The following is a 22085-nucleotide window of genomic DNA, read 5'->3' on the forward strand; positions in this document are numbered from 1 at the left end:
TCAGATCCCCAGTTCCTGGCGCTGCCGGCGCAGGTGCTCCGGCATCTCCTTGTAGACATCCTCGAACATCGAGGCCGGGCTCGGCATCTGGCCGCCAGCCAGGGTGCCGTACTGCTCGGCTTCTTTCTGCGCCTTGATGATCTCGGCCTCGAGCTCGGCGCTGACCGCCTGGTGCTCTTCTTCGGACCAGTGACCGATGGCGATCAGGTGCTGTTTGAGGCGGGCGATCGGGTCGCCCAGGGGGAAGTGACTCCAGTCGTCGGCCGGACGGTACTTGGACGGATCGTCCGACGTCGAGTGTGGGCCGGCACGGTAGGTGACCCATTCGATCAGGGTCGGGCCGAGGCCCAGGCGGGCGCGTTCGGCGGCCCAGCGGGAGGCCGCGTACACGGCGATGAAGTCGTTGCCGTCGACGCGCAGGGAGGCGATGCCGCAACCCACGCCACGACCGGCGAAGGTGGTCGATTCACCACCGGCGATGGCCTGGAAGGTGGAGATCGCCCACTGGTTGTTGACCACGTTGAGGATTACCGGCGCACGGTAGACGTGGGCGAAGGTCAACGCGGTGTGGAAGTCCGATTCGGCAGTGGCACCGTCACCGATCCAGGCCGAGGCGATCTTGGTATCGCCCTTGATGGCCGAGGCCATGGCCCAGCCGACCGCCTGGACGAACTGGGTCGCCAGGTTGCCGCTGATGGTGAAGAAGCCGGCTTCGCGCACCGAATACATGATTGGCAGCTGGCGGCCCTTGAGCGGATCGCGCTCGTTGGACAGCAGTTGGCAGATCATCTCCACCAGCGACACGTCGCGGGCCATGAGGATGCTTTGCTGGCGATAGGTGGGGAAGCACATGTCGCTGCGGTTCAGGGCCATGGCCTGGCCGCTGCCGATGGCTTCTTCACCCAGGCTCTGCATGTAGAACGACATCTTCTTCTGCCGCTGGGCAACCACCATGCGGCTGTCAAACAACCGGGTCTTGAGCATGGTGCGCATGCCCTGGCGCAGGATCTCGGGGCTGACGTCCTCGGCCCAGGGGCCCAGGGCATTACCCTTGTCATCCAGCACCCGGATCAGGCTATAGGAGATGTCCGCGGTATCGGCGGCTTCTACATCGACGGGAGGTTTACGGACCTGACCGGCATCGTTCAGACGCAGGTAGGAAAAATCGGTCTGGCAGCCTGGCCGGCCTGTAGGCTCGGGCACATGCAAACGCAGGGGGGCGTACTCGTTCATGCTTTTTTACGCTCGCTCTGTCTTGTGTTTTTGTTGAGCTTTGAAGCGGTCGCTACTGACACCCGGCTTGTGACCATGGAGTCAGTCTTGTCCTACATGATATTCCGGCGCCTGAAGAATATTTTTCTCAAGTTCGTTGCCTTTGCTTCGGCTTGCGGATAAACATTCCTTATAAAGACAAAAAACAGGTGATTTTCTCTCATGCGTAAACTGGATCGTACGGATATCGGCATTCTCAACAGCCTCCAGGAAAATGCCCGGATCACCAACGCCGAGCTGGCGCGCTCGGTGAACCTCTCGCCGACACCCTGCTTCAACCGGGTCAAGGCCATGGAAGAACTCGGGGTGATTCGCCAGCAGGTGACCTTGCTGGCGCCGGAGGTGCTGGGCCTGGATGTGAATGTGTTCATCCATGTCAGCCTGGAGAAGCAGGTCGAGCAATCTCTGCATCGTTTCGAGGAGGAAATTGCCGAGCGCCCGGAGGTCATGGAGTGTTACCTGATGACCGGCGACCCTGATTACCTGTTGCGCGTATTGCTGCCGAGCATCCAGGCCCTGGAGCGCTTTCTCGACTACCTGACGCGCTTGCCGGGGGTGGCCAATATCCGTTCGAGTTTTGCCCTGAAACAGGTGCGCTATAAAACCGCGCTGCCGCTGCCGGCCAATGGCCTGACCCTGCCAGGCTAGGCTGTGTAGAAAATTACGTTCACATCGTCCGTTTGGCGCTTGAAATTTCGAACGCCCGGTGCCTATGTTGTAACCGTCGCCGTTCCCGGCATGCGAAAACAACAAGGATAGAGTCATGACGACCAATGGCCAAAACTCACTCGCCGAGCGATTGACGGGCATTGATGAGATCGAGTGCATTACCCCGGACCTCAATGGAGTGCCGCGGGGCAAGGTGATGACCGCTGAAGGCTTTCTCGAAGGCCGCCGCCTGCAGATGGCCCGCGGCGTTCTGCTGCAATGCATCATGGGCGGTTACCCGGCGGCGCGCTTCTATGGCAGCGACGATGGCGACCTGGCGCTGGTGGCCGACCCGCAGCACATCTATCGCCTGCCCTGGAGTGATGAGCCGCGGGCCCTGGCGATTTGCGATGCGGTCGAGCTCAACGGCGAAAGCTCTGGACTGTCCAGTCGCGGCCTGCTCAAGGCGGTAATCGCTCGTTACGCCGCCCGTGGCCTGGCGCCGGTGGTGGCGACCGAGCTTGAGTTCTTTGTCTTCGCCCCCAACAGCGATCCCAACCAGCCGTTCCTGCCACCGCTGGGCAAGGACGGTCGTCGTGAAGAGGGCCATTCGGCGTTCAGCGTCAGCTCCAACAATGGCCTGCGTCCGTTCTTCGCTGAGGTCTATCGCTGCATGGCCGCCCTGGGTCTGCCGCGCGATACTTTCATGCACGAGATGGGCGTCAGCCAGTTCGAGATCAACCTGCTGCACGGCGACCCGCTGCTGCTGGCCGACCAGACCCTGCTGTTCAAGCACCTGCTCAAGGAAGTTGCGCTCAAGCATGGCCTGACCGTGGTGTGCATGGCCAAGCCGTTGGCGCACACGCCGGGTAGCTCCATGCACATTCATCAGAGCGTGGTGGAGGTGGATGGCGGGCGTAATGTCTTCAGCGATGCCGAGGGCAAGCCGACGCCGACCTTCTATCACTTCATCGGCGGCCAGCAGGCCTGCATGGCGGATATCACTGCCCTGTTCGCGCCGAACGTGAACTCCTACCAGCGCCTCTGCCACCCCTACGCCTCGCCCAACAATGCCTGCTGGTCCGAAGACAACCGCGCGGCCGGCTTGCGTATTCCGGCCAGTTCACCCGTGGCGCGACGGGTCGAGAACCGTCTGCCAGGCGCTGATACCAACCCGTACCTGGCGATTGCCGCAAGCCTGGCGGCCGGCCTGTACGGTATCGAACAGCAGCTTGAACCGGCGCCAGCAATCCAGGGCGAATTCGCGGTGCCGGATCATTTGAGCCTGCCATGTACCTTGCATGCGGCATTGGAGCGTCTGAAGCGTAGCGAGCTGGCGCGGGAACTGTTCGGCAAGGAGTTCATCGAAGGTTACATCGCCACCAAGACCCTGGAGTTGACCAGTTTCTTCGATGAGATCACCCCGTGGGAGCGTCGCGTACTGGCAGCTCAGGCGTAACCCGCGAGGCGTTTTTGACGCAGTGCTCGGACAATTCAAAAGCAGGTGGCAGACATTCTTCGATAAGCGTCTGCCACCTGTTTTTTTATGCCAGCCGCCTGCAACACGGTTTTTTTCACTTATGCTTTCAAGCAGTTTTTCCACCAGCTCAAGGAGCCGTTCGGGACGCTGATGCGACAGATCTGGAAGTCTTTTCGCGCGCTGTATTTCGCTGCGCTGATGATGTTGATCGGCTCCGGCTTGTTGAGTACCTACCTGGCCTTGCGCCTGGCGGCCGACCACGTCGACAGCCTCTGGGTCGGTGCGCTGATGGCCGCCAACTATTTCGGCCTGGCCCTGGGCGGCAAGATCGGCCACCGGCTGATTGCCCGGGTCGGGCATATCCGTGCCTATGCCACCTGCGCCGGGATCGTCGGCGCGGCGGTGCTCGGCCATGGCCTGGTCAGCTGGCTGCCGGCCTGGGTGGTGCTGCGGATCATCGTTGGTCTCGGCATGATGTGCCAATACATGGTCATTGAAAGCTGGCTCAACGAGCAGGCCGATGCCAAGCAGCGGGGCGCGGTGTTCAGCGGCTACATGATCGCTTCGTACCTGGGCCTGGTGCTCGGTCAGTTGATCCTGGTGGTGCATCCGCAACTGGGTCTTGAATTGCTGATGCTGGTGGCCATGTGCTTTGCCCTGTGCCTGGTGCCGGTGGCGCTCACTCGCCGGATTCACCCGGCGCCGCTCAGACCTGCGCCGATGGAGCCGCGCTTCTTTATCAAGCGTGTGCCGCAGTCGCTGAGTACGGTGCTCGGTGCCGGGCTCATTGTCGGTTCCTTCTATGGCCTGGCGCCTTTGTATGCGGCCAAGCAGGGGCTGAGTACCGAGCAGGTGGGTCTGTTCATGGGGTGCTGCATTTTCGCCGGGCTGCTGGTGCAGTGGCCGCTGGGTTGGTTGTCGGACCGCTACGACCGCGCGGTGCTGATTCGCAGCGTTGCGGTGGGCCTGGCGATTGTCGCCTTGCCGCTGGCGATCATGCCGGCCGTGCCGTTGGAGGTGCTGTTTGTCGCGGGCTTTGCGGTGTCGCTGCTGCAGTTCTGTTTGTACCCGCTGGCGGTGGCGTTTTCCAACGACCACGTCGAGGGCGAGCGACGGGTTTCGCTGACGGCAATGCTGCTGGTGACCTATGGCGTGGGGGCGAGCATCGGGCCATTGGTGGCCGGGGTGATGATGAAGCTGCTGGGCAACCAGATGCTCTATGCCTTCTTCGTATTTTTTGCTCTGGTGCTGGTCTGGCGGATCCGGCCGAAAGCGGTTACCGGTTTGCACCAGGTCGACGATGCGCCGCTGCATCACGTGGCAATGCCGGCGGCAGGTTCACCCTTGTCGGCAGCGCTGGACCCACGGGTTGACGAGCAGGTGGTGCAGGATCAGATGCAGACGCCGGTGGCAGCCGAGGATACCGAGGCGGAGGAGGGGGCTGAAGCTGAAGTTGTGGCTGAAGAGGTCAAACCGACGCAGGTGTGATGGAGTGGTCGGGGCCGCGTTGCGGCCCGTCGCCGGCAAGGCCGGCTCCCACGTATGCAGCGCACCTGTGGGAGCTGGCGTTGCCAGCGATGGGTTGCGACTCAGTAATCGTCTTTATCGAACCGCCGCGCTTCACGCTGCAGCTGATACACAAAGGTTTCTACCTTGCGCTGCATCTGCCCGTTGAGGTTGTGAAAGCGTACGCCGGCAAAAGTGGCATTGATACGCTCTTCGAAATGCAGATGGCGCAGCTCGACCTCGACCTGGGACAACCCCAGTGGTGCGCCGGTGGCGAACTTTTCGTAGACCTGGCCCAGTTGCAGGCGCTCTTCGACATTGCCTTCAAAGCGCAACTTGCAGCCAGTGGCGGAAATATCCAGCAGCTTGCCGCGCAAGGTGCCATTGCCCTTGAGCTTGTCGCCGTCGAGTGCCACATCCACCAGTTGGGTAAGCTTCAGCGCCGCGCGAAACGCATTGCGGCGCTGATGGTAGGCGACCTCGGTCGGCAGGGTGCCGCGGTAGCAGCGATGGCCGTCGGCTTCGACGATGCTCAGCGAGGTGTTGCACTCCCAGGCAATGCGCACGCCATCATGAAAGCCTTCAACGCGAAACGGTTCGCCATTTTGCAGGTAGCGTTCGCCGTCGCGAGGGATCATTTCATCAAGGGCCAGGCGGTTGCCTTCGCGGTCGACTTCAACGACATAGCTTTGAAAGCGCTGGCTGCGTTCGTGGAAGGTGATGATCAGCGGGTCATGGCTCTCTAGCAGCGACCGCAAGTTGGCGGCAATTTCCAAAGGGGTGGTGAGCACCTTCGGAGGCTGCGGAGCTTCTGCTTCATTGAACACGGTTAATCATTCTCCAGGCAAAATCGTCACACGCAAGTTACGGCATTTTGCCAGTATGTTCCGTGCCTTGATACAGGGGAATCAAGCCTGGCTCAGCGCCCGTGGCTTGGCGAGGGGAGAGGTGGCCCCACGGCTGTCGTAGAGCGACGGCGCTTCGCCGCCCATGAGGATTCTGATCTGGTTGGCGGTGGTGCTTTGCTGGAGCTGGATCGAGCGGCCATTGCGCTCGTTGACTGCCTGGCAGTCAGCCAGCAGTTGGCCCAGTACATCCAGTTGCTGCAACAGCAACTCGCCGAAGGATGACTCGCTGGCCAGTTGGGCGACGCCCTCGCGGTCCTGGGACAGGCCCAGGCCTGCAAGGAGCTCACTACGCTGGCGGCCATGCTGATCGAGGAGGATCACCAGCGACTGCTTGCGCGCCAGAATGTTTTCCAGCAGCGGCATGTCGCGGCCGTGCAGGGCTACATTCTCGGTCTGCAGTAATTCGAGCAGTTCTTGCGCTGGAGCAATATCGTTTTCGATCAGTTGCAGCAGAGTAGTGTCGTGCATGGCTGGCTCTTTGGTTCAAGCGTCCTGAAGTCAGCGCGCCGGGGGCTAGCGCTGGGCTTCGAAATTAAGCAGTTTGCTGGCGACGCGGTTGCTGTCGACCTGGTAGCTGCCGTCGGCGATAGCCTGTTTCAACTCGGCCACCCGGGCGCTGTTGACAATCGGCTGGTCGCGCAGCTTGTCGCTGACCTTTTGCAACTGCTGGGCCTCGTGGCTGAGGTGTACGGTTTCCCCGCTGGCGCTGTTCTCAACGACGCTGCCAGCCTTGGCCGAAGCAGTGCTGGCGGTGCTTTCCTGGCTGCTGCCGGTACGCACGCCGCCCGCAACGGACGGGGAGTTATTCAAACGACTGAAGTCGATGACCATGATCAGAAAACCTCTGGGTATTTGGACGCTTGCCTTGTTTTCGGCCGACCCGAAAGAAACTTTAGGCGCAAATGCTCAATGGCGTGCGCGGCCGGTTCGGGGCATCCAATGGGACACAGTTTAGGAAAAGCAGTTCCTGATCGCCAGCATTGTTGTTGATTCAAGTACCTACATGGCCACTTCCACCTGGCCCGGCCCGGTGACCCTGGCCTTGACCACCCGCTTGGAGTTGAGGTTGCGTACCCGGATCTGTTCGCTCAGGCCGCCCTTGCTCAACGCTTCGCCGGGCATGCGCACGGCCAGGCTGCCGCTGCGGGCGGTTATCACCACCTGGTCACCCTTGCGCACCACCTCGGCCTGTTCCAGATGCTGGGGGGTAAGGACCTGATCCATGACCGTTGGTCGGATAACCTTGAGCCCTACCGCCTGGTCGAGGCTGCCGAGAAAACCCTGGTTGAGCATGCCCACGTCGCGTTCACGCAGGGCTACGTCCTGTTCGCCGACGATGCTGTCGCGCTTGAGCGGGCGAACCACGGTCACCACATTGCGAAACAGACGTACCTGGGCGGGCACGAACACCGTCCACGGTGAACTGCCGTCGCAACGAACCCGCACGGTGACGCGGCCCATCGGCTGCGCCGGGCTCTCCAGCGCGGCGCCCAACTGCTGGTCGCACAGCGGCATGCGCAGGCGCGGATCGAGGTTGTTGACCTGGATCTCGTAGCGGCCTTCGGTCTGGCTGGTGGCCAGGTAATCTTCTACGGTGAATTCAAGAAACCCCTGGGTGACACCGATAAGCTGTTCAGGCAAGGTGAAAGCGTCAGCCAGAGTTCGAGCGCCAGGGGCCAGCAGGCACAGCGCAGCAAGGAAGCCGGGCAGGTGGCGGGTCAGGCGTCGGAAAAATGTCGTTTTCATGTTCATACGATTAAAAAAAGCAAAGCGCGTGCCGACTGGGTACGAAGCTCGAAGCGTTTGGTGAAGGAGTCTGGCATGGCTGGTGTAATGGATTCGGTGAACCAGCGCACGCAACTGGTAGGGCAGAACCGCCTGGAGCTGCTGTTGTTCCGTCTCAATGGCGAGCAGCTCTATGGCATCAACGTGTTCAAGGTGCGGGAAGTGCTGCAATGCCCGAACCTGACCGTAATGCCCAAATCCAGCCCCGTCGTGCGCGGTGTCGCGAATATTCGTGGGGCAACCATCCCGATCCTCGATCTGGCGATGGCGACCGGAATGCCCGGTCTGAGTGAAGAAACCAGCAAGAGTTTCGTCATCATCACCGAGTACAACACCAAGACCCAGGGGTTTTTGGTGCATTCGGTGGAGCGCATCGTCAACATGAACTGGGAGGAGATCCATCCGCCACCCAAGGGCACCGGGCGCGATCACTACCTGACGGCGGTGACCCGGGTCGACAACAAGATGGTCGAGATCATCGACGTGGAGAAAATCCTCGCCGAAGTGGCACCGACCTCCGAGGCGATTTCCGCCGGTGTGGTGGATGCCGAGGTACAGGACAAGGCGGTGATGCTGCGGGTGCTGACAGTCGATGATTCGTCGGTGGCGCGCAAGCAGGTCAGCCGTTGCCTGCAGACCGTCGGCGTCGAGGTGGTGGCGCTCAACGACGGCCGTCAGGCGCTCGACTACCTGCGCAAGCTGGTCGACGAGGGCAAACGGCCGGAAGAAGAGTTCCTGATGATGATCTCCGACATCGAGATGCCGGAGATGGACGGCTACACCCTGACGGCCGAGATCCGCAGCGACCCGCGCATGCAAAAGTTGCACATCATCCTGCATACTTCGCTTTCCGGGGTGTTCAACCAGGCGATGGTCAAGAAGGTCGGTGCCGATGACTTCCTGGCCAAGTTCCGCCCGGACGACCTCGCCCAGCGCGTTGTTGATCGGATCAAGGCCACGCACTAACGGCCAGGAGCGTTCGCTCCTGGCGGTACATACGATTTAAGAGGCGGCATCATTGTCTACGGGTAATTTGGATTTCGAACAGTTCCGGGTCTTCCTGGAAAAAGCCTGTGGCATCCTGCTGGGCGAAAATAAGCAATACCTGGTCTCCAGCCGTCTCAACAAGCTGATGGAGCAGCAGGGCATCAAGTCCCTGGGCGAACTGGTGCAGCGTATCCAGAGCCAGCCGCGCAGTGGTTTGCGCGAGCAGGTGGTCGATGCCATGACCACCAACGAGACCCTCTGGTTTCGCGACACCTATCCATTCGAGGTGCTGAAGAACAAGGTGTTGCCCGAGCAGATCAAGGCCAACCCCGGACAGCGCCTGCGCATCTGGTCGGCGGCCTGCTCGTCGGGGCAGGAGCCGTACTCGATCTCCATGGCTATCGACGAGTTCGAGCGCAGCAACATTGGCCAGTTGAAGATGGGTGCGCAGATCGTTGCCACCGACCTGTCCGGCTCGATGCTGAACAACTGCAAGACCGGCGAATACGACAGCCTGGCGATTGCCCGCGGCCTGTCCCAGGAGCGCCTGCAACGTTACTTCGACGTCAAGGCGCCGGGGCGCTGGGCGGTCAAGGCGCCGATTCGCAGCCGTGTCGAGTTCCGCTCGTTCAACCTGCTCGACAGCTATGCGAGCCTGGGCAAGTTCGACATCGTGTTCTGCCGCAACGTGCTGATCTACTTCTCGGCCCAGGTCAAGAAGGACATCCTGCTGCGCATTCACGGCACGCTCAAGCCGGGCGGATACCTGTTCCTGGGCGCGTCCGAAGCGCTCAACGGTTTGCCGGATCATTACCAGATGGTCCAGTGCAGCCCGGGGATCATTTACCAGGCCAAGTAAGCGACGGTTCATGCATGCAGCAAGGCCGGCATCGCCATCAGTGGGTGCCGGCCTTGTTTGTGTCTGCAGGTCAGAATTGATAGCGCAGGGTGGCTGATAGCAAATTGGCGTCGAAGCCGGACTTGCCGTAGTAGTCGTAATCGAGTCCCAGGCTGGCTGCGCCAAGGTGGTAGTCAACGCCGATGCCAGCTTCGTAGCTGTCCCGGGCGACAGCTGCGCCATGACTGGCAAAGGTGCTGCTGCCCAGTGCGAAGCTGGATGTGGTGCGTGCCTGGTCGGCGGCGAAATCATGGTAGGCCATCAGGCGGGCGTGGGGTTCGAGTGTTCCGCTGCCGACTGCGTGGCGGCTGGCGGCGCGCAGGCCGGCACCCAGTTCGATGGCTTCGTATCGTTGGTCGTCGACCTTCAGTGCCGCGGCGGACCCTTTCTCGCGATAGCTGTCGAGCGTGACCAGGCTGTAACGGGCCGCCAGGCGCGGCTCGACCAGCACGTGCGGAGTAATGCGGTAGGTGTAGCCAGCTGTCAGGTTCAAGCCCAGCAGGTCGCTGTCGTAATCGGCTTTGGCGCGGCTGCCGGCGATGTCTCGCTTGCTCTGGTTGCTGTTCAGGCCATAGGTCAGGCTGGCGTCGACAAAGTAGTTGTCCTGGGTGAAGCCGCCGTACAGGGTGAAAGCTTGGCTGTCGACTTCGCTGGCGTTGCGATTGCTGCCGTTCAAGGTGGTGGTGATGTAGCTGTAGGTCAGGCCGGCTGTCAGTTGCTCGTTGATCCTGGTGTCGGCACCAATGGCAATGCCTCGGCTGTAGGCGTTGTAACCCTGGATGCTGTCACGGCGGCTTTGTGCGGCATCGTTGTACAGGCCTTGTATCCATAGCCCGGATGGCTGTGAGTCCTGCTCGCGCAGTTGAGCGCTGCGCCGGTTGGCTGCCTCGCTGTTCAGGCGCTGGCTGGTCATTGCTGCCTGGGTGGCGCCGCCATTGATCTCTGGGGTCAGTTGGCTGGCCAGTTGGGCCAGTTCGCGCTCGTCGCTGTTGGCGAATGCTTGTAGTAACGGGTTGCTGGCCTCGAGAGTTGCCAGCACTCGGTCGCTGGTAAAAGCGTTGAGTGCTGCGCGTGTGTTGCTGGTGGCGCCTTGGCGCAGCAACATCTGGTCGATCGCGTCCTGGCCTTTGCCGGTGACCGTTGCCTGGATGCTGTGCTCGTCGAAACTGTAACTGTCGACGCTCAGCAGGGCGGAACTGCTGACAACGTCCAGGGTGTTGTTGGCAATGCTCAACTGGTCGGCGCGCAGCAGAATATAGCGGCTGCCCTGGGCGCTGAAGTCGCTGCCGGTGGCCGTGAGGCTGATCTGGCTGTTGGCGCCGAAGGCGGCGGTTTCACTGACGTCCAGTATCGGGGTATCCGGCCGGGTAGTGCTGCTCAGGGTCAAACTGAGTGATGAGCCCTGGTTGATGCCCAGGTTGCCGTCAAGGGTGGTATGGGCTGATTGCAGTTGCAGGTTGCCGGTGCGCTCGAGAAAGCCCGAGCCGACAGATAGCCAACCCTTTGCTCCGAAGAGTCCTGGTTTGTTGACCTCGATGAGGCTGCCATCAACGCGCACATCACCCAGTACCTGGATGTTGCTCAGGCCTTTGAGGTTGCCGCGCACGCTGCTTTGATCATTCAGCGTGACATTGACCTGTCGATCCGTTGCGCTCGCATCGATGGCATTGCCGGTCGCAAACAGGCTGCCGGTGTTGATGAGGGTCAAGGGTTGCCGGTCCCGGTCGGGGCCCCAGACCGGGTCGTCCGTTGCTACGTTGACGCTTGCATCGACTATTGCAATGGCGGTCTGGGTGGCGCGGATGGTGCCATTGTTGATGATCTGATTGTCTTGATGAAACGCTACGCCATCGATCAGTAGGCCGGTTGCACCCTCGCCGCTGGCGTCCAGGGTGCCCTGGTTGATGAATCTGTCGAGTTGCAGGGGCGCGTTGCCATCGCCTGCCAGGCGCATGGCTACTGTGTCAGGGCCGATAACCTGGATGCTGCTCTGGTTTATCAGGTTGCCCTGGAGGTTGCCGCCGCTCAGGTTCACGCCTGTCATGCCGGGCCCTGTCGTATGGACTGCACCGGTCAGCTCGAGGTTTTCAGTGCTGGTCAGGCGGGTCGCGGTAAAGCCTTGTTCCGCCAGTGCTAGGGTCTGTGCCTGGGCGGGCAGGGCGCTGGTGACAGCCAGCGCCAGGACGGATCGGTTGAGCAGTGAGCGTGGCACGCGTTTCTTCCTTGAGAGGCGTTTGCAGTGCTGCCGATATTAAACAAGTGGTTCGTGCTTGGGTAAGGTTCGCTAGTGTCGCAGTGCCAGCGATTGCCGCTTTGCTGACACCCGGCGGAAATCCTTTGCCGCTTTTCTGGCATTGCCGCCACCGGCAAACTCCTCAAAGCCCCGTATTTACGGGGTTTTGTTTTTTGGCATGGCTCTTGCTCTAGCTCAGTCAACGAAAAACCTTCGAAGGTTTCCCCGACATGAGCATCAGCTTCGACAAAGCGCTCGGCATCCACGAAAAGGCATTGGGCTTTCGCGCCCAGCGTGCCGAGGTGCTGGCCAACAACATCGCCAACGCCGATACGCCCAACTACAAGGCGCGCGACATGGACTTCGCTTCGGTTCTGGCGGCCCAGGCCGAGCAGACCAGCAAGGGTCATTTCGCGCTGGATCGTACCAACGCCCGGCACATCGAGGCCGAAGGCCTGAGCATGGGCGACGAGTCCTTGCAGTACCGCACGCCGATGCAGCCGTCGATCGATCAGAACACCGTCGATGCCCAGCTCGAACAGTCGAGCTACGCGGAAAACGCCGTGGGCTTCCAGGCCAGCTTCACGCTGCTCAACAGTAAATTCAAAGGGCTGATATCGGCCCTGCGCGGAGAGTAAGTCATGTCCCTCGCCAGTGTCTTCAACATTGCCGGTAGCGGCATGAGCGCCCAGACCACGCGTCTGAACACCGTCGCTTCGAACATCGCCAACGCCGAGACCGTCTCGTCGAGCATCGACCAGACCTACCGTGCCCGTCACCCGGTATTTGCCACCACCTTCCAGCAGGCCCAGGCCGGTGTCAGCCAGTCGCTGTTCCAGGACCAGGATGCTGCCGGCCAAGGTGTGCAGGTGCTCGGCGTGGTCGAGGACCAGAGCAATCTCGAGGCGCGCTACGAGCCGAACCATCCGGCAGCGAACAAGGACGGCTACGTCTACTACCCGAACGTCAACGTGGTGGAAGAGATGGCTGACATGATCTCCGCCAGCCGCTCGTTCCAGACCAATGCCGAGCTGATGAACACGGCCAAAACCATGATGCAGAAGGTCCTGACCCTGGGTCAGTGATAAGGGACGAAGCCAATGGCAAGCGTTAACGATCCAACAGCCGGCGTAAGCCTGAACGACGTCATCAAGGCGTCGGGCAAGAAGAACAGCGAAACCAGTGCCAACAGTGCCGCCGGTATCGCCTCGGCCACCAACAGCAAGACCGGCGCCAACAAGCAGGCACTGGGCAAGGACGCGTTCCTGCAGTTGCTGGTGACCCAGATGCAGCACCAGAACCCGCTCGATCCGCAGGACAACAGCGAGTTCGTGGCCCAGTTGGCGCAGTTCAGCAGCCTGGAAGGCATCACCTCGCTGAACGAGTCGGTGACCGCGATTTCCGGCAACTACAAGTCTTCGCAGGCACTGCAGGCCTCGTCGCTGGTCGGTCGCTCGGTGGTTGCCCAGACCGACAAGGCCGTGGTCGATACCACCAAGAGCCTCAACGGTTCGGTGGTGGTTCCGCAGGCGGTCAGCAATGCCACCGTCACCATTACCGACAAGGATGGCAAGTTGGTCAAGACCATCGACATGGGGGCGCAGAAGGCCGGCAATGCCTCTTTCGTCTGGGACGGTACCAACGACAAGGGCGAGAAGGTCGATCCGGGTACCTACACCTTTGCCGCCAAGACCACCGTCGATGGCAAGCAGCTGGACATGTACACCATGCTGCCGGCCACCGTCAGCAGCGTCACCATCAGTCAGACTGGCGGCGAGATGATGCTCAATCTTGCCGGCCTGGGCAGCATCGCCCTGTCCAAAGTCCAAACCATCGGTATATAGAGCCGGCTAACGCGGCACAAGGAGTGAAAGATGTCATTCAATATCGGCCTTAGCGGTCTCTATGCAGCCAACAAGCAACTGGACGTGACCGGCAACAACATCGCCAACGTCGCCACCACCGGTTTCAAATCGTCGCGCGCGGAATTCGCCGACGTCTACTCGGCCAACAAGCTGGGCGTTGGCACCAGCAACATCGGTAACGGTGTGCGCCTGGCAGCGGTATCGCAGCAGTTCAAGAACGGTGAAATCAACAACACCGGCAACGTGCTGGACATGGGCATCCAGGGTCAGGGCTTCTTCGTGCTGAGCGACAACGGCTCGCTCAGCTACACCCGCGCCGGTGCCTTCCAGACCAACAAGGACAACTACGTCGTCACCGCTGACGGCCTGCGCCTGCGCGGCTACGGTGTCGATGAAAACGGCAAGATCATCAACGGCGTGCTGACCGACCTGAAGATCGATACCTCGGCGCTGGCGCCCAAGAGCACCACTTCGATCGACCAGGGGTTGAACCTGAACTCGTCGGACAAGATCATCCCGGCGGCCACCACTTTCAGCCCGACTGACGAAAACAGCTGGAACAAGACCTTCGCCACCAAGATCTACGACAGCCAGGGTAATGAGCACGTCATGGATCAGTACTACGTCAAGACCGGGACCAACACCTGGAAGTCGTACACCCTGATCGATGGCCGCAACCCGCTGAACCCGGCCGAAGAGCCGCCAAAGGCGCTGGAAGGCACCATCGAGTTCAACTCCGACGGTAGCGTCAAGACCATGACTGCCGGTGCCGCGGGCTCGGGTTACGAGGTGGTCAACAAGGTCTTCAAGTTGACCGGCTGGATCCCTGCCGAAGTGACCAATCCGAACGCCAAGCCTCCGGTCTGGGGTACCAACGGTTCGGCCGCCAACGCTGGCGGCATCGCCATCGACATGACCGACACCACCTCGTACAACACCCCGACCACGCGCCTGTCGCAAAGCCAGGACGGTTACGCTACCGGGATTCTGTCGAGCCTGAGCATCGACTCCAGCGGCGTGATGTTCGCAAGCTTCAGCAACCAGCAGTCGCGCGCCATCGGCCAGGTCGCCATCGCCAGCTTCGCCAACGAGCAGGGCCTGCAACCTATGGGTGGCACCCGCTGGACCGAAACCTACGCGTCGGGTATTCCGGGTATCGATGCGCCGAAGACCGGCACCCTGGGCGCTATCGCTTCCAACTCGCTGGAAGACTCCAACGTCAACCTGACCAACGAGCTGGTCGAGCTGATCAAGGCGCAGAGCAACTACCAGGCCAACGCCAAGACCATCTCGACCCAGAGCACCATCATGCAGACCATCATTCAGATGACCTGATGCGGGTGTGAGGTAATCGGTGTGAGCGGACCCCTTTCTCGGAAGGGGTCTTGCATTTCAGAGGTATCGATCATGTTGCAACGATTGCTGATGGCGCTGTTCGCCGTGCTGTTGATGAGCCAGGCCTGGGCTGATGCCGCGCCCTGGTATCGCTGGGAAAGCCAGGTCACCGGGCGCCTGGTGTGCGCACAGTTTGCGCCGGGCGAGGGCTGGAAGCGTTTTGCCGGTCCGTTCAATAACGCGGCTTGCCGCGACCACTGAGCTTGCCGCTAGCGGCAAACCGGCGCCGTATTTTCGACGGCGCATCTTCTGCGTGAGATCTCGCGCGCGCTTGAACCCCTTGTCTTTCGGGCGTTTTCCGCCTTTTTCAAAAGTTGGTTTGAAACTTGCTTCAGGCTCTGCAAAGCAGCGGCGGACGGCAAGTGTTCGCCAGCGCAGCGGAGGATGACTGTGGACAAGATGCTATACGTGGCCATGACCGGCGCCAGCCAGAACGCGCTGGCGCAGAAGGCCCATGCCAACAACCTGGCGAACATTTCCACCAGCGGTTTTCAGCGTGACCTGGAGCAGGCGCGCTCGATGCCGGTATTCGGTGACAGCTTTCCGGCGCGGGCCTATGCCATGACCGAGCGCCCGGCCACTGATTTCAGCCCGGGCTCGATGCAGGAAACCGGCCGTGACCTGGACATCGCCATCGGCGGCGACGGCTTCATCGCCGTGCAGGCCCCGGATGGCAGTGAAGCCTATGTGCGCACCGCCAGCCTGAACATTGACGGTCTGGGTGTGCTGCGGGCCGGCAACGGTATGCCGGTGATGGGCAATGGCGGGCCGATTGCCGTGCCGCCAGAGCAGAAGGTCGAGGTTGGCCAGGACGGCACCATCAGCATCCGCGCCATGGGCGAGGGCCCGCGGGTCATGGCCGAGGTCGACCGGATCAAACTGGTCAACCCGGACCTGAAGAACATGACCAAGGGCCTGGACGGCTTGATCCACACCAAGAACGGCCAGCCTGCCGTCGCCGATGCCAACGTCCAGGTGGTCTCCGGTTTCCTGGAGTCGAGCAACGTCAATGCGGTCGAGGAAATGACCTCGGTGCTGGCGCTGTCCCGTCAATTCGAATTGCACATCAAGATGATGACCACGGCCAAGGAAGGCGACGAAGCCATGGCTCGTGTTTTGCAAATCGGCTAATAACACAGACGTAGCGCCGTAAAACAGGCGCGCGAGGAGAACAGCATGCTTCCGGCTCTTTGGGTCAGTAAAACCGGTTTGTCCGCCCAGGACACCAACTTGACCACCATTTCCAACAACCTGGCCAACGTTTCGACCACCGGCTTCAAACGTGATCGCGCCGAGTTCCAGGACTTGCTCTATCAGATCAAGCGTCAGCCAGGTGCCCAGTCGACCCAGGACAGCGAACTGCCGTCGGGCCTGCAAGTGGGTACCGGTGTGCGCATCGTCGGCACCCAGAAGAACTTCAGTACCGGTAGCCTGCAGACCACCGAGAACCCGTTGGACATGGCGGTCAACGGTCGTGGTTTCTTCCAGATCCTGCAGCCTGATGGCACTGTTTCGTACAGCCGTGACGGTACCTTCCACCTGAACTCCGATGGCCAGATCGTCACCGCCAACGGTTTTGCCCTGGAGCCCGCGATCGTCGTGCCGCCAGACGCGCAGACGTTCACCGTCGGCCAGGACGGCACCGTGTCGATCACCACTGCCGGCAACCCGGCGGCGCAGATCATCGGCAACATCCAGACCGCCGACTTCATCAACCCGGCCGGCCTGCAGGCCATGGGCAGCAACCTGTTCCTGGAGACCGCCGCCAGCGGCGCGCCGCAAATCGGTACCCCGGGCCTCAACGGTTTTGGCGTGGTACAGCAGCAGACCCTGGAGAACTCCAACGTCAGCACCGTGGAAGAGCTGGTCAACATGATCACCACCCAGCGTGCCTACGAAATGAACTCCAAGGTCATTTCCACCGCTGACCAGATGCTCTCGTACGTTACCCAGAACCTGTAAGTGAAGTCTTCGAGGTCGCTTGAACGGCGCCTGTTACACCGTGAGGTCAGAGTCATGAGTCGTTTGTTTTGCATACTAGCCCTGAGTGGGATCGCCTTGCTGGCCGGTTGCGTCGCGCCGACGCCCAAGCCCAACGATCCCTACTACGCGCCGGTATTGCCGCGCACGCCATTGCCGGCGGCGGCCAACAACGGCTCGATCTACCAGGCCGGTTTCGACCAGAACCTGTACAGCGATCGCAAGGCTTTCAGGGTCGGTGACATCATCACCATCACCCTCAACGAGCGCACCCAGGCGAGCAAGAACGCCAACTCGCAGATCGCCAAGAACAGCAAGGCCGAACTCGGCCTGACCTCGTTGTTCGGCAGCAGCGTGACCACCAACAACCCGTTCGGTGATGGCGACCTCAGCCTCAGCGCCGGCTACAGCGGCGACCGCTCAACCAAGGGTGACAGCAAGGCGGCCCAGGGCAACACCCTGACCGGCTCGATCACCGTCACCGTTGCCGACGTGCTGCCCAACGGCATCATTGCCGTGCGCGGCGAGAAGTGGCTGACCCTCAACACCGGCGATGAGCTGGTGCGTATCGCCGGGATGATCCGTGCCGATGACATCGCCACCGACAACACCGTGCCTTCAACCCGTGTCGCCGATGCACGCATCACCTACTCGGGTACCGGCTCGTTCGCCGATGCCAGCCAGCCGGGTTGGCTCGACCGGTTCTTCATCAGCCCGCTTTGGCCTTTCTAGGTTCGGATGACCATGTTCAACTTCAAGCAGCTGATTGCCGCTACGATTCTGCTGTCCACTGCGTTCGCCGTGCAGGCCGAGCGTCTGAAGGACATCGCCAGCATTTCCGGCGTGCGCACCAACCAGCTGATCGGCTACGGCCTGGTGGTGGGTCTCAACGGCACGGGTGACCAGACCACCCAGACGCCGTTCACCCTGCAGACCTTCAACAACATGCTCTCGCAGTTCGGCATCAAGGTGCCGCCGGGGTCGGGCAACGTGCAGCTGAAAAACGTTGCCGCGGTGTCGGTGCATGCCGACCTGCCGGCGTTCGCCAAGCCGGGTCAGGTGGTGGACATCACCGTCTCGTCGATCGGTAACTCCAAGAGCCTGCGCGGCGGCAGCCTGCTGATGACACCGCTCAAGGGTATCGATGGCAACGTTTATGCCATCGCCCAGGGCAACCTGGTGGTGGGCGGTTTCGATGCCGAGGGCCGCGACGGTTCGAAGATCACCGTCAACGTGCCATCGGCCGGTCGTATCCCGGGCGGCGCCTCGGTCGAGCGCGCCGTACCCAGCGGATTCAACCAGGGCAACAGCCTGACCCTGAACCTCAATCGCCCGGACTTCACCACTGCCAAGCGCATCGTCGACAAGGTCAACGAACTGCTCGGCCCGGGTGTAGCCCAGGCCCTGGATGGGGGGTCGGTGCGGGTCACTGCGCCGCTCGATCCAAGCCAGCGGGTCGACTACCTGTCGATCCTCGAGAACCTCGAGATCGATCCGGGCCAGGCCGTGGCCAAGGTCATCATCAACTCGCGTACCGGCACTATCGTCATCGGCCAGAACGTCAAGGTGTCGCCAGCGGCGGTCACTCACGGCAGCCTGACCGTGACCATCACCGAAGACCCGATCGTCAGCCAGCCGGGGCCGTTCTCCAATGGTGAAACCGCCGTGGTGCCGCGCTCGCGGGTCAATGCCGAGCAGGAAGCCAAGCCGATGTTCAAGTTCGGCCCGGGTACCACCCTGGATGAAATCGTCCGTGCGGTAAACCAGGTGGGTGCTGCACCCGGTGACCTGATGGCGATCCTTGAAGCCCTGAAACAGGCCGGCGCCTTGCAAGCCGACCTGATCGTGATCTGAGGGGCTGGCCATGGATATGCCGAAAAGCGCATTCAATGCCGCCGATACCGGGGCTTACACCGACCTCAATCGTCTGAACTCGCTGAAGGTCGGCGATCGCGACAGCGACGCCAACCTGCGCAAGGTGGCCCAGGAATTCGAGTCGTTGTTCCTCAACGAGATGCTCAAGTCGATGCGCTCGGCCAGCGACGTGCTGGCCAAGGACAACCCGCTCAATACCGAGACCACCAAGCAGTACCAGCAGATGTACGACCAGCAGCTGGCGGTGAGCATGTCCCGCGAGGGCGGCGGTATCGGTCTGCAGGAAGTGCTGATGCGCCAGTTGTCCAAGCAGAAGGCCAGCGCCGCGACCAACAACAGCCCGTTCCCGCGGGTGGACACCCAGCAGCGTCCATTGTGGGCGGCCAAGGTGGCCGAGCCTGTGCGCAGCGAAGAAACCGCCGTCACCCGCAACGATATGGCAGCGCTCAACTCGCGTCGCCTGGCCCTGCCGGGCAAGCTGACCGATCGCCTGCTGGCCGGCATCGTACCGTCGGCCGGCACCGCTGCGGCCACCACCAACACCGCAGCCTTGCCGCAGCGCACCACGGCCATGACCGATGCCGTGGTCAAAGGCGACTGGCAGTCGGCGCAGAGCTTTGCCGCGCCGGGCTCGATGCGCATCTATGGTCGCGCCGTGGCCCAGCCGCCGCTGGCGCCGGCCAAGCGTGCGTTCGGTTCTTCCGATGAATTCGTCGCCACCATGTTGCCGATGGCCGAGCAGGCCGCCAAGCGCATCGGTATCGATCCGCGCTACCTGGTGGCCCAGGCGGCGCTGGAAACCGGCTGGGGCAAGTCGGTCATGCGTCAGGCCGATGGCAGCAGCAGCCACAACCTGTTCGGCATCAAGGCCACCGGCAACTGGCAGGGCGGCCAGGCGCGGGCGATCACCAGCGAGTTCCGTGACGGTCAGTTCGTCAAGGAGACCGCGGCGTTCCGCTCCTACGATTCCTACCAGGACAGCTTCCATGACCTGGTCAGCCTGCTACAGAACAACGCGCGCTATAAAGAAGCGGTCAAGGCTGCCGATAAACCGGAACAGTTTGTACGCGAGCTGCAGAAAGCCGGTTACGCAACCGACCCGGATTACGCGAGCAAGATTTCGCAGATCGCCAAACAGATGAAATCGTACGAAAGCTACGCAGCGATTGGCACTACAACGAAACTATAAGGTTTGAACCATGGCGAGTTTGATCAACATCGGGATGTCGGGGCTCAACGCCAACCAGGCGGGCCTGCACACCACGGGTAACAACATTGCCAATGCCGATGTTGCCGGTTATTCGCGCCAGCAGAACGTGCAGCGGGCCAATGGCGCGCAGCAGGTCGGCCACGTCTTCATCGGTACCGGCACCACCCTCTCCGATGTGCGCCGGGTGTACAACGCCTACCTTGAAAGCCAGCTGCGTACCACCACCTCGCTGAGCAGCGATGCCGCCTCGTACCTGAAGCAGGTCGGGCCGATCGACCAGATGCTGTCGGGCGCCGATACCGGCATCACCGGCGCCTTGAAGAGCTTCTTCAGTGCCTTGCAGAGTTCTGCTGCCAAGCCTAATGAAGATGCGTCGCGCCAGTTGCTGCTGACCAGTGCGCAATCGCTGAGCAAGCGCTTCAACACCATCGCCAACCAGCTCAACGAGCAGAATAACAACATCAATGGCAACCTCGCTTCGATGGCCGACCAGGTCAACAAGCTGACGGCAACCATTGCCCAGTACAACGATCAGATCTCCAGGGTAGCGGTGGTGCAGGGCACTCCGAACGACCTGTTCGATCAACGCAACGAAGCAGTGCGTCAGCTCTCCGAGCTGGTCGGTACCCAGGTGGTCGAGCGCGAAGGCAACCTCGACATCTACCTGGAAAACGGTCAGCCGCTGGTGTTGGGTAAAACCACCAACAACCTGGAGACTGCACCGAGCAAGACCGACCCGACCCGTTTCGTCGTGCAGCTCAATCGTGGCAGCACCACCATGGACGTCACTTCCAGCCTCAAGGGCGGCGAGATCGGCGGCCTGCTGCGTTATCGCAGCGAAGTACTGGACCCGTCGCTGAACGAGCTGGGGCGCGTGGCCCTGGTCATGGCCGATCGCATCAACAGCCAGCTGGCCCAGGGCATCGACAAGAACGGCGAGTTCGGTGCGGCCCTGTTCAACAACATCAACAGCCCCGAGCTGATCAGCCAGCGCAGCATCGCCCAGGCGGGCAACAGCGCAGGCTCCGGCAACCTCGATGTGACCATCAAGGACACCGGCAAGCTGAGCACCAGCAACTACCAGGTGACCTTCACCAGTGCCACCGGCTACAACGTCAAGAAGCTGCCGGAAGGCAGCGTGGTCGGTTCCTACGATCTTACCGACGATCCGGCGCCGGTCATCGACGGTTTCAGCCTCAACCTCAATGGCGGTGCGGTGAAGGCCGGTGACACCTTCAAGATCACCCCGACACGCAATGCCGCGACCAACCTGGACACCGTCCTTACCGATCCCAAGCGCCTGGCGCTGGCATCGCCGCTGACTTCCACCAGCGGTGCCGGCAACAAGGGCACCGGGATCATCGGCCAGCCAAACCTGACGTCGACCCTGGACATCTACGATCCGGCCCAGCGCCTGGACCTGCAGAATGGCCTGAAGTATTCGACCCCGGTCAAGCTGGTGTTCGGTGACGAAAAGGTCAACCCGCAAACCTACAAGCTGCTCGATGCCAAGGGTGGCACGCTGGGTACCGGCACCATTATTCCGGGCCAGGAAAACAAACTGCAGTTCTCGGTGCCGATGGTCGACTCCACCGGCGCGGCGATCAAGGATGCCAACGGCAACCAGAAATCCTTCACCTTCGACATGAGCGTATCGGGCGCGCCCAAGGAAGGTGACAGCTACACCGTCGGCATGACCGGCTCGGGCTCGGACAATAATCGCAACGGCCAGGCGGTGATCGACCTGCAGACCAAGGGTACCGTCGAAGTTGGCGCCAATGGCAAAGGCATCAGCCTGACCGACGCTTACGGCAAGCTGGTGGAAAACGTCGGCGGCAAGACCGCCCAGGCGCAGATGGATGTCGACTCTACCGGCGCTCTGCATGAGTCGGCCAGGGCCTCGCGCGATTCGCTGTCGGGCGTGCAGCTCGATGAAGAGGCCGGCAACCTGATCAAGTTCCAGCAGTACTACACGGCCTCGTCGCAAATCATCAAAGCGGCGCAGGAAATCTTCTCCACGCTGATCAACGCCCTTTAAGGAGT

At 61.5% G+C, this 22085-nt stretch carries 22 protein-coding genes; 16 read left to right on the top strand and 6 right to left on the bottom strand.

What is annotated here, in order from left to right:
• Positions 1–1233 (bottom strand): 3-methyl-2-oxobutanoate dehydrogenase (2-methylpropanoyl-transferring) subunit alpha, encoded by a 1233-nt coding sequence (locus LOY45_RS07400; RefSeq protein ID WP_115088110.1) that lies wholly within the window; start codon positions 1231–1233, stop codon positions 1–3.
• Between the two features lie 201 nt (positions 1234–1434).
• Between LOY45_RS07400 and bkdR the strand changes: the two genes are divergently transcribed.
• From bkdR to LOY45_RS07415, 3 genes are all read left to right on the top strand, one after another.
• A complete protein-coding gene (gene bkdR / locus LOY45_RS07405) occupies positions 1435–1920 on the top strand; it encodes a Bkd operon transcriptional regulator BkdR (RefSeq protein WP_045189126.1) in 486 nt (161 codons plus the stop codon).
• A 217-nt stretch (positions 1921–2137) separates the two neighbouring features.
• Entirely contained in the window at positions 2138–3379 is a 1242-nt protein-coding gene (locus LOY45_RS07410; RefSeq protein WP_258579294.1) for a glutamine synthetase family protein, read from the top strand.
• Between the two features lie 171 nt (positions 3380–3550).
• A complete protein-coding gene (locus tag LOY45_RS07415; RefSeq protein WP_115088504.1) occupies positions 3551–4888 on the top strand; it encodes an MFS transporter in 1338 nt (445 codons plus the stop codon).
• A gap of 101 nt (positions 4889–4989) precedes the next feature.
• Here LOY45_RS07415 and LOY45_RS07420 read toward each other — a convergent pair whose 3' ends face one another.
• The 4 genes from LOY45_RS07420 to flgA form a co-directional block, all read right to left on the bottom strand.
• On the bottom strand, positions 4990–5733 hold the full coding sequence (locus tag LOY45_RS07420) for a flagellar brake protein (RefSeq protein ID WP_258578910.1): 744 nt from the start codon (positions 5731–5733) through the stop codon (positions 4990–4992).
• Between the two features lie 81 nt (positions 5734–5814).
• Positions 5815–6282 carry a flagella synthesis protein FlgN gene (locus tag LOY45_RS07425; RefSeq protein WP_134063626.1) on the bottom strand — a complete coding sequence of 156 codons (468 nt, stop codon included), beginning with the start codon at positions 6280–6282 and terminating at the stop codon, positions 5815–5817.
• Positions 6283–6327: 45 nt separating this feature from the next.
• Entirely contained in the window at positions 6328–6645 is a 318-nt protein-coding gene (gene flgM, locus LOY45_RS07430; RefSeq protein ID WP_115088106.1) for a flagellar biosynthesis anti-sigma factor FlgM, read from the bottom strand.
• A 168-nt stretch (positions 6646–6813) separates the two neighbouring features.
• Positions 6814–7566 (bottom strand): flagellar basal body P-ring formation chaperone FlgA, encoded by a 753-nt coding sequence (gene flgA / locus LOY45_RS07435; RefSeq protein WP_115088105.1) that lies wholly within the window; start codon positions 7564–7566, stop codon positions 6814–6816.
• 69 nt (positions 7567–7635) lie between these two features.
• Between flgA and LOY45_RS07440 the strand changes: the two genes are divergently transcribed.
• A complete protein-coding gene (locus LOY45_RS07440; protein WP_010224956.1) occupies positions 7636–8565 on the top strand; it encodes a chemotaxis protein CheV in 930 nt (309 codons plus the stop codon).
• A 52-nt stretch (positions 8566–8617) separates the two neighbouring features.
• Entirely contained in the window at positions 8618–9445 is an 828-nt protein-coding gene (gene cheR / locus LOY45_RS07445; RefSeq protein WP_115088103.1) for a protein-glutamate O-methyltransferase CheR, read from the top strand.
• 70 nt (positions 9446–9515) lie between these two features.
• Here the strand turns inward: cheR and LOY45_RS07450 are convergent, their stop codons facing one another.
• Complete coding sequence (locus LOY45_RS07450; RefSeq protein WP_233673969.1) at positions 9516–11696, bottom strand: autotransporter family protein; 2181 nt, start codon at positions 11694–11696, stop codon at positions 9516–9518.
• Positions 11697–11947: 251 nt separating this feature from the next.
• On the opposite strand from LOY45_RS07450, the gene flgB reads away from it, so the two are divergent.
• From flgB to flgK, 11 genes are all read left to right on the top strand, one after another.
• Positions 11948–12355, top strand: a complete 408-nt coding sequence (flgB, locus tag LOY45_RS07455; protein WP_115088101.1) for a flagellar basal body rod protein FlgB — start codon at positions 11948–11950, stop codon at positions 12353–12355.
• Between the two features lie 3 nt (positions 12356–12358).
• Entirely contained in the window at positions 12359–12802 is a 444-nt protein-coding gene (gene flgC / locus LOY45_RS07460) for a flagellar basal body rod protein FlgC (protein WP_010224960.1), read from the top strand.
• Between the two features lie 15 nt (positions 12803–12817).
• On the top strand, positions 12818–13561 hold the full coding sequence (gene flgD / locus LOY45_RS07465) for a flagellar hook assembly protein FlgD (RefSeq protein WP_115088100.1): 744 nt from the start codon (positions 12818–12820) through the stop codon (positions 13559–13561).
• Positions 13562–13591: 30 nt separating this feature from the next.
• Positions 13592–14917: a flagellar hook protein FlgE gene (gene flgE / locus LOY45_RS07470; RefSeq protein ID WP_134063622.1), complete on the top strand. Its 1326-nt coding sequence runs from the start codon at positions 13592–13594 to the stop codon at positions 14915–14917.
• Positions 14918–14989: 72 nt separating this feature from the next.
• Positions 14990–15178 carry a hypothetical protein gene (locus LOY45_RS07475; protein WP_415842460.1) on the top strand — a complete coding sequence of 63 codons (189 nt, stop codon included), beginning with the start codon at positions 14990–14992 and terminating at the stop codon, positions 15176–15178.
• 189 nt (positions 15179–15367) lie between these two features.
• Positions 15368–16108, top strand: coding sequence for a flagellar basal body rod protein FlgF (locus LOY45_RS07480; RefSeq protein ID WP_115088098.1), 741 nt, complete (start codon positions 15368–15370; stop codon positions 16106–16108).
• Between the two features lie 45 nt (positions 16109–16153).
• The gene (gene flgG, locus LOY45_RS07485) at positions 16154–16939 is read left to right on the top strand and encodes a flagellar basal-body rod protein FlgG (protein WP_115088097.1); all 786 of its coding nucleotides are present in this window, start codon (positions 16154–16156) and stop codon (positions 16937–16939) included.
• A 54-nt stretch (positions 16940–16993) separates the two neighbouring features.
• Entirely contained in the window at positions 16994–17689 is a 696-nt protein-coding gene (gene flgH, locus LOY45_RS07490) for a flagellar basal body L-ring protein FlgH (protein WP_115088096.1), read from the top strand.
• 12 nt (positions 17690–17701) lie between these two features.
• The gene (locus LOY45_RS07495) at positions 17702–18811 is read left to right on the top strand and encodes a flagellar basal body P-ring protein FlgI (protein ID WP_010224970.1); all 1110 of its coding nucleotides are present in this window, start codon (positions 17702–17704) and stop codon (positions 18809–18811) included.
• 10 nt (positions 18812–18821) lie between these two features.
• A complete protein-coding gene (flgJ, locus tag LOY45_RS07500; protein ID WP_258578911.1) occupies positions 18822–20021 on the top strand; it encodes a flagellar assembly peptidoglycan hydrolase FlgJ in 1200 nt (399 codons plus the stop codon).
• A 10-nt stretch (positions 20022–20031) separates the two neighbouring features.
• Positions 20032–22080: a flagellar hook-associated protein FlgK gene (gene flgK / locus LOY45_RS07505; RefSeq protein WP_258578912.1), complete on the top strand. Its 2049-nt coding sequence runs from the start codon at positions 20032–20034 to the stop codon at positions 22078–22080.
• The last annotated feature ends 5 nt before the right edge of the window (positions 22081–22085 follow it).

The sequence above is a fragment of the Pseudomonas wadenswilerensis genome (assembly GCF_024749185.1).
Taxonomy (GTDB): Bacteria; Pseudomonadota; Gammaproteobacteria; order Pseudomonadales; family Pseudomonadaceae; genus Aquipseudomonas; species Aquipseudomonas wadenswilerensis.